The organism is Clostridium chrysemydis, assembly GCF_015234215.1.
Classification (GTDB): domain Bacteria; phylum Bacillota; class Clostridia; order Clostridiales; family Clostridiaceae; genus Clostridium; species Clostridium chrysemydis.
The window spans coordinates 1,553,548-1,567,445 of the sequence record NZ_JADEKP010000001.1 but is presented as its reverse complement, the minus strand read 5'-3'; the positions used below and the strand labels follow the sequence as shown (position 1 = coordinate 1,567,445).

Genomic DNA, 13,898 nt, shown 5'->3' with positions numbered 1-13,898 from the left:
TAAACTCATTTAAACAATCAAAAGCTATGGAAAAATTAAGCTCAGGTTTAAGAATCAACAGAGCTGGAGATGACGCAGCAGGGTTATCAATCTCAGAAAAAATGAGAGGACAAATCAGAGGGTTAGAACAAGGTTCAAGAAACTCACAAGATGGTATTTCTTTAATCCAAACTGCTGAAGGTGCTACAAATGAAACTCATTCAATTCTACAAAGAATGAGAGAACTTGCAGTTCAATCTTCAAACGGAACTAATATTTCAGAAGATAGATCTCAAATCCAAAAAGAATTCTCACAATTACAAGATGAGATAACAAGAATTGGAGATCAAACTCAATTCAACAAACAAAATCTTTTAAATGCTTCATCAAAAGTTAGCTTCCAAGTTGGAGCAAACTCAGGACAAACTATAACTATTAATTTAAAAGATATGAGAGCAGCAGCTTTAAGTGTTGATAAAACAAAAGCAAGTGTTGGAACTCAAACAGCTTCAGAAAAAGCTATAACAAGCATAGATAAAGCTATCCAATCAGTTTCAGGATTCAGAGCAGACCTTGGATCAGTTCAAAATAGATTAGAATCTTCAATAAGATCAACTAATAATACAGCTGAAAACTTACAAGCTGCAGAATCAAGAATAAGAGACGTTGATATGGCTAAAGAAATGATGGAATTCTCAAAAGATAACATCCTTTCACAAGCAGCACAAGCAATGCTAGCTCAAGCTAACCAACAACCTCAAGCAGTATTACAATTATTAAGATAATTGTAAATATAAAAGGCTACCAAAACTAATTTTGGTAGCCTTTTTTTATTTTAGAGCAATATTATGAAGCTAATGATTATAAATTTATTTAAGTTTTTATAATATTATGATAGTAAAATATAAAATGAAAATAATAAATTATTATTCAGATAAAAAAATACAAATAAAATTAAAAAAATGATAAAAAATATTAAAGTATAGCTGAATTGATTCGATAATTAATTGTAATAAAGAAGCAAAGGAAGCTTCAACAGGAATCAAGGAGGAATATATTATGATAATTAATCACAACATGAATGCTCTAAATGCAAACAGACAAATGGGGATAAACACATTTAACCAAAGTAAATCAATGGAAAAACTAAGCTCAGGTTTAAGAATTAATAGAGCTGGAGATGATGCTGCAGGTTTATCAATCTCAGAAAAAATGAGAGGACAAATTAAAGGATTAGAACAAGGTGCTAGAAACTCACAAGATGGTGTTTCATTAATTCAAACAGCAGAAGGTGCTACAAACGAAACTCACTCAATTCTGCAAAGAATGAGAGAATTATCAGTTCAATCTTCAAACGGAACTAACATTTCAGAAGATAGAGCACAAATCCAAAAGGAATTTTCACAATTACAAGATGAAATAACAAGAATTGGAGATCAAACTCAATTCAACAAGCAAAATCTTTTAAATGCTTCATCAAAAGTTCAATTCCAAGTAGGGGCAAACTCAGGGCAAACTATCACAATTGATTTAAAAGACATGAGAGCAAGTGCGTTAGGTGTTGCAAGTTGCGATGTTTCAACTCAATCTGGAGCAGAGGCTGCAATAACTAAAATTGATTCAGCTATTCAAAATGTTTCATCATTTAGAGCAGACTTAGGTTCAGTTCAAAATAGACTTGAATCTTCAATAAGATCAACTAATAATACAGCAGAAAACTTACAATCAGCAGAATCAAGAATCAGAGATGTTGATATGGCTAAAGAGATGATGGATTTCTCAAAATCTAACATTTTAGCTCAAGCATCTCAAGCAATGCTAGCTCAAGCTAATCAACAACCACAAGGTGTCTTACAATTATTAAGATAGTAAAAGAAAAGAGTGTCGAAACTTTCGACACTCTTTTTTTGTTTTGAAAAAATAATAGTTAAGTTTAAATATGTATAAAAAATGAAAAATAAAAATAAAATATTAAATTTATTTTAAAAATATTATAAAGTGATAAATTTCTCAAACGATATTTAAGTGTAAAACAAAATAAATTTATTAAACAAGGATGTTTAATTAAAATCAAGGAGGAATTTATTATGATAATTAATCACAATATGAATGCTATGAACGCAAACAGACAAATGGGAGTAAACTCATTTAACCAAAGTAAGTCTATGGAAAAATTAAGCTCAGGTTTAAGAATAAACAGAGCTGGAGATGATGCAGCAGGACTTTCAATTTCAGAAAAAATGAGAGGACAAATCAGAGGGTTAGAACAAGGTTCAAGAAACTCACAAGATGGTATATCTTTAATCCAAACAGCTGAAGGGGCTACAAATGAAACTCACTCAATTCTGCAAAGAATGAGAGAACTTGCAGTTCAATCTTCAAACGGAACTAACATTTCAGAAGATAGATCTCAAATCCAAAAAGAATTCTCACAATTACAAGGTGAGATAACAAGAATAGGAGATCAAACTCAATTTAACAAGCAAAGTCTTATTAAATCAGCAAAAAGTGTTAAGTTCCAAGTTGGAGCAAACTCAGGACAAACTATATCTATTAGTTTAAAAGATATGAGAGCTTCAGCTCTAAGTGTTAACGGAGCTAATGCAAGTGTTGGAACTCAAGCAGCAGCAAGTAAAGCTATAACAAGTATTGATAAAGCTATACAAACAGTTTCAGGGTTTAGAGCAGATTTAGGATCAGTTCAAAACAGATTAGAGTCTTCAATAAGATCAACTAATAACACAGCTGAAAACTTACAAGCTGCAGAATCAAGAGTTAGAGATGTTGATATGGCTAAAGAGATGATGAACTTCTCAAAAAGTAACATCCTTTCACAAGCAGCTCAAGCAATGCTTGCACAAGCTAATCAACAACCACAAGGTGTTTTACAATTATTAAGATAGTAAACATGGAAGTTTAATTTAAAATCAAGGAGGAATTTATTATGATAATTAATCACAATATGAATGCAATGAATGCAAATAGACAAATGGGAGTAAACTCATTTAATCAAGCAAAGTCTATGGAAAAATTAAGCTCAGGTTTAAGAATAAACAGAGCTGGAGATGATGCAGCAGGACTATCAATCTCAGAAAAAATGAGAGGACAAATCAGAGGGTTAGAACAAGGTTCAAGAAACTCTCAAGATGGTATTTCTTTAATCCAAACTGCTGAAGGGGCTACAAATGAAACTCACTCAATTCTACAAAGAATGAGAGAATTATCAGTTCAATCATCAAACGGAACAAACATTTCAGAAGATAGAGCTCAAATTCAAAAGGAGTTTTCACAATTAAAAGATGAGATAACAAGAATAGGAGATCAAACTCAATTTAATAAACAAAGTCTTATTAAATCAGCTAAAACAGTTAAATTCCAAGTTGGAGCAAATTCAGGACAAACTATATCAATTAAATTAGATGATATGAGAACTAGTGCATTAGGATTAAAAAGTGCTACAGTTTCAAGTCAAGCAGGTGCTTCAAAAGCTATAACAAGCATAGATGCAGCTATCCAAAAAGTATCAGGATTTAGAGCTGATTTAGGATCAGTTCAAAATAGATTAGAGTCTTCAATAAGATCAACTAATAACACAGCTGAAAACTTACAATCTGCAGAATCAAGAGTTAGAGATGTTGATATGGCTAAAGAAATGATGAACTTCTCAAAAAGTAATATTCTTTCACAAGCAGCTCAAGCAATGCTTGCACAAGCTAATCAACAACCACAAGGTGTCTTACAATTATTAAGATAGTATAAAGAAATTGCGTATAGCTTAGCTATACGTAATTTTTTTTATGGTATTATATCTGTATAAAGAAATACTTAAAATAGTCGATAATTAAATAAAAATATTTCTAAGAAAGAGGATATCATGGGGAAAGTACAAATAGAAAAAAGCAAGGACAATTTTAATATATTAAAAATAAATAAAGATAATAAAAATTGCTATTTAGGAAGCAAATACTCTCAAAGTAGAGAATTAGATAAATTTATAAAATCTGTTGAGCCTTTAACAGAAAAGGATAACTATATTGTACTAGGCGCTGGGGCATTAGAGCACATAAAATTATTATTAGATAAAAAAGATAAAAAATCTAAGATTCTTGTAGTGGAAGCAATTGATTATATTTTAGAAGAAATAAAAAAATTAGAAATATATGATGAACTAATAGAAAATGAAGACATAGTAATAACAAATTCTATAGATGAAATAAAAGAGTTTATGAACGAAAATATAGATGATTTAAACTTAGAATATGCAAAACTTGTAACATATTCTAACTATAATAAAATATTTACAAATGAACTTATGGAAAGTTATAGGGAAATAAAAGAACATCTTATAAACATGGCACTTGAGAGAAATACTAAACTACAATTTAAAGATGAATGGGTTGATTCAAGTTTAATAAATTCAAAGTATCTTTTTGAATCCCAAAAAATAAACGAGTTTGAAGATAAATATAAAAATATCCCGGCTATAATAGTTTCAGCAGGACCATCTCTTCAAAAGAACATTAATTACATAGATAAAAATAAGGCGCTTATAATAAGTGGAGGTAGAACTTTAAAACCTCTTTTAGGGGTTAATATTGACCCGGATTTTATGGCGATTATAGATGGAAGTCAAGCATCTTATGAATTAGTTGAAAATTATTTAGATAAAACTAATACAAATCTGATTTATAACGAAATGACAAACTCCAAAATATTAGATAATTATAAAGGTCCTAAAATATCTAGTGCACAATCTGGATTTATGAAAGAAATTTTAGGAGAGGATATAGTAGATATAATTAAAGGCGGTTCAGTTGCTAACGCAATGACTTTTATTGCGGCATTTATGGGATGTAACCCTATTATATTTGTAGGACAAGACTTAGCTTATACAGATAATAAGGGACACGCTGAGTGCGCAAAAACTGATGATGTGTCAATTGATGCTAAAGAAAATTACTATAAATCAAACGATGTGTATGTGGAAGGAATAGATGGAAAAGAAGTTAGAACAAGTTTATCTTTAAAAGCATATAAAGAATCTTTAGAAAATATAGTAGATAGTTTTAAAGGTATTAAGTTTATAAATGCAACAGAAGGTGGCGCTGCAATTAAAGGAACAGAAGTTAGAAAATTAAAAGATGTATTAGATGAATTTGAAGATATAAAGGAAAAGGATACAGAAATTGAAGCTGTATTTGATAAAGAAATACTTGAAAAAACTATAGATGGACTAAAGGGTAATATAGAAGCTTCAAAAAAGGTTATTTCTCTTACAACTAAAGCAATGAAAAGTTTAGAAAGATTTAAGAATGCTTATTTTAAAAATGATAATTCTTCTGTAAATAAAATAAATAAAGAGCTAAATAAATATGAAAAAGAAATTAATGATGAAATTCCAAAGCTATCTATAGTTAATAGTATAATTTATGATCTAAGTTATAATATAGAATGCAGCGAAAAGTTTGTTGTAAATAAGTCAGATTCTAAAACAAGAGTTATTGAAAAAAAATTAGATTTAAATACAGAGATATATAAAGGAATGAATAGGATTTGCAAAGATAGTATTAAAAAAATAGAAGACACTTTAAGCATTATGGAGAAAAAACATGCTGAGTTTAGTTAAGTCAAAAAGTGGATTAAATACTTTAAAGTATAAAAATAAATATATTCATAGTAAGTATGACCCGCTAAGAGAGGCTAAAACATTCATTTCAAATAATAAGGATTCTTTAAATAATGATAGCATTGTTATTATAGGACTTGGGCTTGGATATAATATAAATCAAATCTTAGAAAACTTTAATAATGTAAAAAATATATATGTATTTGAATATTCAAAAGATATTGTAGATTTATGCATTAAAGAGAATGCAGTTTTATTAAAAAATGATAAGGTAAATATAATATCAAAAGAAGATGATTTTTACAATGAATTAAATGATAAACTTAAAAAAGTGGATGATGTAATTATACATAAGCCTTCTTTAGAAATGCTTAAAGATCTAAACAGCAAATTATATGATATATTAAAAACATTTCAAATTAATAAAGAATCAATAAATCAAAATAAAGATATGTTGCTTCAAAACAAAAAGTATAATGAAAGTTTAAATTTAGAGAATATAAACTCATTTGTAGATGAAAAAATATTTAAAAATAATAAAAAGACGCTTATTCTAGCTGCTGGACCTTCTTTAGATTTTGATATAGAAAATATATTAAAACATAAGGATGAATTTAATATAATAGCTGTTGGTTCTGTATTTAAAAGAATTATGGAAAAAAATATAGTTCCGGATTTTGTTGTTATTATAGATGGAAATGAAATAGTAGTTAAGCAATTTTTAGACAATTTAAATTCAAGAGTTCCTTTATGTTTTTTAAATACAGCATCAAGATGGACTATAGAAAAATATAATGGGCCTAAATATATCTTCTATAATGATACGGAAGATGAATATGAAATAAAAACAGGTAAAACCGTTGCGGTTGCTGCAATTAATCTTGCAATTAAATTTGGTGCTAAAAATATTGCGTTACTTGGACAAGACTTAACTAGTATTAATGGAAAAACTCACATTGAATCATATTGTAAAATTTATGATATAAAAGGCGAGGAAAACTTAAATGATAGAGTTTTAGATAAAGATATAAACGGTAATGAAATAACTACAGTTAGAACTTATGTATATTTTAAAAATAGAATAGAAGAAACAATTAAAGAAAATAAATCAGTTAAATTTTATAATTGTAGTAAAGGACTTTTTATAAAAGGTGCTACTCATATAGAATTTAAAGAATATTTGAAAAGAGGATTATGAAAATGAAAAAAGAAAAATTAGAAGCTATAGTAACGGCAAGTGAATATATAAAAAATTTAATAAAAGCAATAAAAGAAATGAGTGAGATGATGTATTCAGGTAATGAATCAGAAGGAATGAATATGATATCTCAAGTAGTAGATGGACTAGATTATATAAATAAAGTTGTTTATTTAACAGATAATGTTTTTGGAAGAGTAAAAAGTATAGACGGATTAAACGAATATTTAGATGAAATAGTTAATGCAATTGAAGGTGAAGATTATATATTGGTTGGTGATTTATTTAATTATGAGGTAACACCTATCTTAGAAGAAGTAGAAACTGCTTTTATAGATGCATTAGAAAATGAAGTAGATTAAGGATAAGGAGAAAAGGTTTATGAAAGTTTTAGTAACAGGTGCAGACGGTTTTATAGGAAGTCATTTAACAGAAGAATTAATAGATAGAGGATATGATGTAAAGGCTTTTGTTTATTATAATTCATTTAATTCTTGGGGGTGGCTAGATTCACTTCCTAAAGAAAAATTATCAAAACTTGAGATTTTTGCAGGTGATATTAGAGATCCAAACGGAGTTAGAGAAGCTATGAAAGGTGTTGATGTAGTTTATCATTTAGCGGCACTTATAGCTATTCCTTTTAGTTATCATTCACCAGACTCATATGTAGATACAAATATAAAAGGGACATTAAATGTTTTACAAGCTGCAAGAGATTTAGATACAAAAAGAATATTAATAACTTCAACTTCAGAAGTATACGGAACTGCAAAATATGTTCCTATAGATGAAGACCATCCATATCAAGGACAGTCACCTTATTCTGCAACTAAAATAGGGGCAGATAGACTTGCAGAATCATTTTACAGAAGTTTTAATATGCCAATAACTATAGTTAGACCGTTTAATACCTTTGGTCCAAGGCAATCAGCAAGGGCTGTTATTCCAACAATAATCGCACAGCTTTTAGAAGGAGAGACAGAAATTAAATTAGGTTCACTTACACCAACTAGAGATTTTAACTTTGTTAAAGATACTGTAAATGGATTTATAGAAATTGCAAACTCAGAAAACACAATAGGTGAAGAAATAAATATTGCAACTCAAAGAGAAATTACAATAGGAGAACTTGCAGAAGAATTAATTAGACAAATTAATCCAAATGCAAAAATTATTTGTGATGAAGAAAGATTAAGACCAGAAAAAAGTGAAGTTAATAGACTTTTAGGTTCAAATGAAAAGATAAAAAAATTAACTTCTTGGGAGCCTAAATATACTTTTGAAGAAGGTTTAAGTGAAACTATAAAATGGTTTAAAGATAAAAATAATTTAGTTCAATATAAATCAGATATATATAATATTTAAATTGGAGGGGTGAAAAATGAATTTTATACCACTTTCTGTACCAAACTTAAAAGGAAATGAAAAAAAATACGTTTTAGATGCAATTGAAAAAGAATGGGTATCAACAGGCGGAGATTATATAAATAAATTTGAAGATAATATTGCAAAGTATGTAAATGTACCTTTAGCAGTATCTTGTCAAAGCGGGACGTCGGGAATTCATTTATCACTTATTGAAGCTGGAGTTAAATCAGGATGTGAAGTTATAGTACCAACATTAACTTTTATAGCTGCTGTTAATCCGGTTAAATATTTAAATGCAGAACCGATTTTTATGGATTGTGATGATTCTCTTACTTTAGATCCTATAAAACTTAAAGAGTTTTTAGAAAATGAATGTATTTTTGACGGTAAGATTTTAATTAATAAACATTCAAAAAAAGAAATAAAAGCAATAGTAGTTGTACATATTTTTGGAAATTTAGCTAATATGGAAAAAATAATGGAACTTTCTAAAAAATATAATTTAAAAGTTATAGAGGATGCGACCGAAGCTTTAGGAAGTAAGTTTACTTTTGGAAAATATAAAGGGAAACATGCTGGTACTATAGGGGATTTTGGAATATATTCTTTTAACGGAAATAAAATCATAACAACAGGAGGGGGAGGTATGATTGTATCTAATGATTTAGAGAAATTAAATCACATAAAATACCTTTCAACTCAGGCAAAAGATGATACTCTTCATTATGTTCATAATGAAATAGGATATAACTATAGAATGACTAATATACAAGCTGCTATAGGGCTTGCACAATTAGAGGAATTAGATTCTTTAATAAAGACTAAAAAAGAAAATTACTTAAGATATAAAAAAGAAATAGAAAAAATAGATAAGTTGTCTTTAATAGATTTTTCAAAAGAGATAGAGCCAAATTATTGGTTTTATGGTTTAAACGTTGAAAAATCAAAATACGATGTAGATATGTGGATTAAATTATTACAAGAAAACAATATTCAAACAAGACCTATTTGGGGTCTTATACACGAGCAATTACCTTATAAAGACAATTATAGTTACAAGATAGAAAAGGCAAAGTACTATGTAAAAAATATTATAAACATTCCATGTAGTAGCAATTTAAAATCTGAAGAAGTTGATTTTGTTTTAGAAAAATTAAATCAAATAGAGGAGAATTAATATGGATGTTAAGGATATTATAATTGATGAAAGTTACACTATAAGTGATGTTATTAAAAAGATAGATAAGACGGCTAAAAGAATTCTTTTAGTTGAAAGAGACGAAAAATTAGTAGGCGTAATAACTGATGGAGATATAAGACGTTTTATTTTAAAAAATGGTGATTTAAAAGAAAATTGCAAGGAAATAATTAACAGAAACCCTATAACTATAAAAAGTGAAGATAGGGATAAAGCGGTAAAGATAATGAAAAAGTATTCTATAAATTCTGTTCCAGTTGTAGATAAAAATAAAAAGATTAAATCACTAATATTTTGGGATGAGAGCGAAATGTATCTGCCTATGTTTAAAAATGGTGAAAAGATTCCTGTAGTTATTATGGCAGGAGGTCTTGGGACTAGGCTTTACCCATACACTAAAATTTTACCAAAACCTCTTATTCCTATTGGAGATATACCGATAGTAGAAAGGATAATTAATAAATTTCAAAAGTTTAATATAGATAAAGTATATTTAACTGTAAATCATAAGAAAAATATGATTAAATCGTATTTTAATGACCACGAAATGGAATATGATATTGAATTTGTTGAAGAGGAAAAACCTTTAGGTACAGGGGGAAGTCTATATCTACTAAAAGATCAATTAAAAGAAACTTTCTTTTTAACTAACTGTGATATTTTAATAGATTCAGATTATAGTGATGTATATAGAATGCATAAAGAAAATGGAAATGCTGTTACTATAGTTGCAGCTATGAAAAATACAACTATACCTTACGGTGTTATTAAATTAAACTGTAAAGGTGAAATAGAAGAAATGGATGAAAAGCCTGAAATGTCTTTTATGGTTAACACAGGGATGTATGTTGTAGAACCAGAAGTTTTAGATTTTATAAAAGAAGATGAATTTATTGGTTTTCCAGATATAATTGAAAGATGCAAAAATAAAGGATTTAAAGTTTCAGTTTATCCTGTAACAGAAGAAAGTTGGATGGATATGGGAGAACTAGATCAAATGCAAAATATGATAAATAAATTAGGTGTGAAATAGATGGAAAAAGTAATTCTTGTAGGTGGCGGAGGCCACTGCAAAAGTATTATAGATACAATTAGAGAAAGTAATAAATATGAAATTGTAGGTATACTTGATACAGAAGATAAAGTGGATCAGTCTATATTAGATGTAAAAATTATAGGTGTAGATTCATTAGCTAAAAATCTTTTTGGTGATGGAATTAAAAATGCAGTTATTTCTTTAGGAAGTATAAAAGATACTAGTTTAAGAAATAAATTAAGTTTAAGTTTAAAAGAGATAGGTTTTTCATTTCCAGCAATTATAGATAATACAGCTATAGTTTCAAAAAACTCTAAAATAGAAGAGGGTGTTTATATAGGTAAGGGTGCTATAGTTAATGCAGATTCTTATATAGGGAAGTTTTCTATTATTAATACTGGGGCTGTAGTAGAGCATGATTGTAAAGTTTCTAGCTTTTCACATATATCACCAAGAGCAACTTTATGTGGTTCTGTTTTGGTTGGTAGTAGATCTCATATTGGGGCAAATGCTACAATAATCCAAGGAATTAAAATTGGTAGTGATGTTTTAGTAGGGGCTGGAAGCACGATTATAGAAGATATAGAAAATTCAAAGGTTGTAGTTGGTAACCCAGGGAGGGAGATAAATGTTTAAACAAACATTCATAATTGCAGAGGCTGGTGTAAATCATAATGGAGATTTAAAGATAGCTAAAAAAATGATAGATGCGGCTTCTGAAACTGGTGTTGATGCAATAAAGTTTCAAACCTTTAAAACAGAAAATTTAGTTTGTAAGGATGCAAAAAAAGCCCAGTATCAAAAGAATAATACAAACAATAAAGAAAATCAGTTTGAAATGCTTAAAAGATTAGAATTTTCTTATGAGGATTTTAAGGAGCTTAAGGAATATTGCAAACTTAAAAATATTATGTTTTTATCTTCACCTTTTGATTTAGAAAGCATAGATATGTTAAAAAAATTAGATATTGAAATCTTTAAAGTGCCATCAGGAGAGATAGAAAATGTAGCATATTTAAGAGAAATAGCAAAATGCAATAAAAAAATAATTTTATCAAGTGGGATGTGTAATCTTTCTGATATAGAGTTTGCCCTTGATATATTAGAAAAAGAAGGTGCAAAAGATATTTCAATACTTCACTGTAATACGGAATATCCAACGCCTATGGAAGATGTTAACTTAAAGGCTATGGAAACTATTAAAAAAGCATTTTCTTATGATGTTGGTTACTCAGACCATACAAAGGGAATTGAAATTCCAATTGCAGCTGTAGCGCTTGGAGCTAAAATAATTGAGAAGCATTTTACTTTAGATAAATCTATGGATGGACCAGACCATGCTGCAAGTTTAACGCCTAAAGAATTAAAATCTATGGTTAGTGCTATAAGAAACATTGAAAAAGCTTTAGGAAACGGAAGAAAAACACCTTCAAAATCTGAAGCTAAGAATAAAGAAATTGCTAGAAAAAGTGTTGTCTCTAAAAGACCTATAAAAAAAGGTGAAGTTTTTACATTAGAAAATATAACGACTAAAAGACCTGGTACTGGAATTAGTCCTAAGAGATTCGATGAAATTATAGGTAAGGTGGCTATTAAAGATTTTAATGAAGATGAGATGATTAAATTATGTTAAAAAAAGTTTGCATAGTAACAGGTAGTAGGGCTGAGTATGGACTTTTAAGACCGATTATAAAAAAATTATCAAAACAAAATATAGATTTAAAAGTAGTGGCTACTGGAATGCACTTATCTAAAGAATTTGGAAACACCTTTAAAGAAATTGAAAAAGACGGGATTAAAATAGATAAAAAAATAGAAATTTTAGTAAGTTCTGATACTGCATCAGGAAATTGTACATCTATGGGGCTTGCACTTATAAAATTTGGCGAATATTTTGAAGAGGAAAAACCGGATCTTTTATTAGTTTTAGGAGATAGATATGAAATAGCAGCAGTTTCATTAGCGGGAACTATAAACAATATACCTATTGCACATATGCATGGGGGAGAACTTACAGAAGGTGCATATGATGATTCACTTAGGCATTCAATAACTAAAATGAGTTTACTTCATTTTGCAAGCACAGAAGAATATAGAAAAAGAATAATACAGCTTGGAGAAAGTCCACATAGAGTTAAAAATGTAGGGGCAATAGGCGTTGAAAATATAGAAAAACTTAAATTAGTTTCTCTAAAAGATATAGAAGAATTTTTAAATTTCAAATTAGATAAAAAATTTGCTTTAGTAACGTTTCATCCAGTAACTTTAAAATATGGTAGTAGCATAGAAGAAGTCTTAGAACTTTTAAAGGTTATAAATGAATTTAAAGAATATAAATTTGTAATTACAAAAGCAAATGCCGATAAAGAGGGAATTGAAATTAATAAAGTATTAGAAGAGTTTGAAAAAGAAAATTCAAAAAGAATCAAATTAGTTAGTTCTATGGGAGTTATTAATTATTTATCTAGTATGAAGTATGCAGAAGCGGTAATTGGAAATTCTTCAAGTGGAATTATTGAAGCGCCAAGCTTTAATATTCCAACAGTAAACATTGGAGATAGACAAAAGGGAAGAGTTCAGTCAAAAACTACTATTAACTGTAAACCAAATTATTTAGAAATAAAAAAGGCATTTAATAAAGCTTTCAGTAAAGAATTTAAGGAAGAGTGTAAAACTTACAAAAATCCTTATAAAAAAGAAGGCACAAGTGATTCTATAGTAAAAGAAATTATGAATTACTTGGATGAAAAAGATAAACAGTTAAAAAGATTTTACGATATAAATTGGAGTGATAAAGATGTATAAAGATAAAAAAATATTAGGAATCATTCCAGCTAGAAGTGGATCAAAGGGTCTAAAGGATAAAAATATAAAACCTTTATTAGGTGAGCCGTTAATAAAGTATACTATTGATGCAGCTATAAATAGTAATATGATAGATAATATAATAGTTTCAACAGATAGTATTAAGTATGCAAATATTTCTAAAGAACTTGGAGCAAATGTTCCTTTTTTAAGAGAAGATTACTTATCGTCTGATGAGGCTAAAACATCAGATGTAATAGTAGATATATTAGAAAAGGTAAGTGAGAATTATGATTATTTTATTTTGCTTCAACCAACATCACCTCTTAGAAATAAAAAACATATAATAGAAGCTATAAAATTAGCTGTTGATTCTGATTGTGATTCTGTAGTTAGTGTTTGTGAGTCTGATCACTCACCTTTGATAATGAATACTTTAGGTGAGGATTTAAGTTTATTAAATTTTATTAAAAGTTCAAATAGAAGACAAGATAATGAAAAGTTTTATAGAATTAATGGCGCGATATATATATCAAAAGTAAAACATTATAAAAAAACCAAAGATTTTTATTTAAAAAATTCTAAAGCATATATTATGGATAGAAGAAATTCTATTGATATAGATGATATATTAGATTTTCAAATTGCAGAAGTGATTATGAAAAATAAATAAAGGGAGGGGAATATT

General features: G+C 28.3%; 14 protein-coding genes. All 14 read left to right on the top strand.

All coding sequences use genetic code 11. The features are described 5' to 3' along the window. Positions 1 to 764: flagellin N-terminal helical domain-containing protein (locus INR60_RS07980; protein ID WP_194190942.1), on the top strand; the 764-nt coding region annotated here is incomplete at its 5' end. Between the two features lie 274 nt (positions 765 to 1,038). Continuing rightward, on the top strand, positions 1,039 to 1,848 hold the full coding sequence (locus tag INR60_RS07975; protein WP_194190941.1) for a flagellin N-terminal helical domain-containing protein: 810 nt from the start codon (positions 1,039 to 1,041) through the stop codon (positions 1,846 to 1,848). 218 nt (positions 1,849 to 2,066) lie between these two features. Then, on the top strand, positions 2,067 to 2,882 hold the full coding sequence (locus INR60_RS07970; protein WP_194190940.1) for a flagellin N-terminal helical domain-containing protein: 816 nt from the start codon (positions 2,067 to 2,069) through the stop codon (positions 2,880 to 2,882). Between the two features lie 41 nt (positions 2,883 to 2,923). Continuing rightward, entirely contained in the window at positions 2,924 to 3,733 is an 810-nt protein-coding gene (locus INR60_RS07965) for a flagellin N-terminal helical domain-containing protein (RefSeq protein WP_194190939.1), read from the top strand. Positions 3,734 to 3,853: 120 nt separating this feature from the next. After that, positions 3,854 to 5,605 (top strand): motility associated factor glycosyltransferase family protein, encoded by a 1,752-nt coding sequence (locus tag INR60_RS07960; protein ID WP_194190938.1) that lies wholly within the window; start codon positions 3,854 to 3,856, stop codon positions 5,603 to 5,605. Continuing rightward, entirely contained in the window at positions 5,589 to 6,803 is a 1,215-nt protein-coding gene (locus tag INR60_RS07955) for a motility associated factor glycosyltransferase family protein (RefSeq protein ID WP_194190937.1), read from the top strand. Before INR60_RS07960 ends, INR60_RS07955 begins: the two co-directional genes overlap by 17 nt. 2 nt (positions 6,804 to 6,805) lie before the next feature. After that, positions 6,806 to 7,165: a DUF8042 domain-containing protein gene (locus tag INR60_RS07950; RefSeq protein WP_194190936.1), complete on the top strand. Its 360-nt coding sequence runs from the start codon at positions 6,806 to 6,808 to the stop codon at positions 7,163 to 7,165. Positions 7,166 to 7,184: 19 nt separating this feature from the next. Next, positions 7,185 to 8,168 carry an NAD-dependent 4,6-dehydratase LegB gene (locus INR60_RS07945; protein WP_194190935.1) on the top strand — a complete coding sequence of 328 codons (984 nt, stop codon included), beginning with the start codon at positions 7,185 to 7,187 and terminating at the stop codon, positions 8,166 to 8,168. A gap of 16 nt (positions 8,169 to 8,184) precedes the next feature. Beyond that, positions 8,185 to 9,348 (top strand): LegC family aminotransferase, encoded by a 1,164-nt coding sequence (locus INR60_RS07940; protein ID WP_194190934.1) that lies wholly within the window; start codon positions 8,185 to 8,187, stop codon positions 9,346 to 9,348. Between the two features lies 1 nt (position 9,349). Continuing rightward, positions 9,350 to 10,402, top strand: a complete 1,053-nt coding sequence (locus tag INR60_RS07935; RefSeq protein ID WP_194190933.1) for a nucleotidyltransferase family protein — start codon at positions 9,350 to 9,352, stop codon at positions 10,400 to 10,402. Further along, positions 10,403 to 11,041, top strand: a complete 639-nt coding sequence (locus INR60_RS07930) for an acetyltransferase (RefSeq protein ID WP_194190932.1) — start codon at positions 10,403 to 10,405, stop codon at positions 11,039 to 11,041. Further along, entirely contained in the window at positions 11,034 to 12,038 is a 1,005-nt protein-coding gene (neuB, locus tag INR60_RS07925) for an N-acetylneuraminate synthase (RefSeq protein WP_194190931.1), read from the top strand. Before INR60_RS07930 ends, neuB begins: the two co-directional genes overlap by 8 nt. After that, positions 12,032 to 13,210 (top strand): UDP-N-acetylglucosamine 2-epimerase, encoded by a 1,179-nt coding sequence (gene neuC, locus INR60_RS07920; RefSeq protein ID WP_194190930.1) that lies wholly within the window; start codon positions 12,032 to 12,034, stop codon positions 13,208 to 13,210. The genes neuB and neuC overlap by 7 nt, the downstream gene beginning before the upstream one ends. Beyond that, complete coding sequence (locus INR60_RS07915; RefSeq protein WP_194190929.1) at positions 13,203 to 13,883, top strand: acylneuraminate cytidylyltransferase family protein; 681 nt, start codon at positions 13,203 to 13,205, stop codon at positions 13,881 to 13,883. The genes neuC and INR60_RS07915 overlap by 8 nt, the downstream gene beginning before the upstream one ends. Positions 13,884 to 13,898 lie beyond the last annotated feature (15 nt).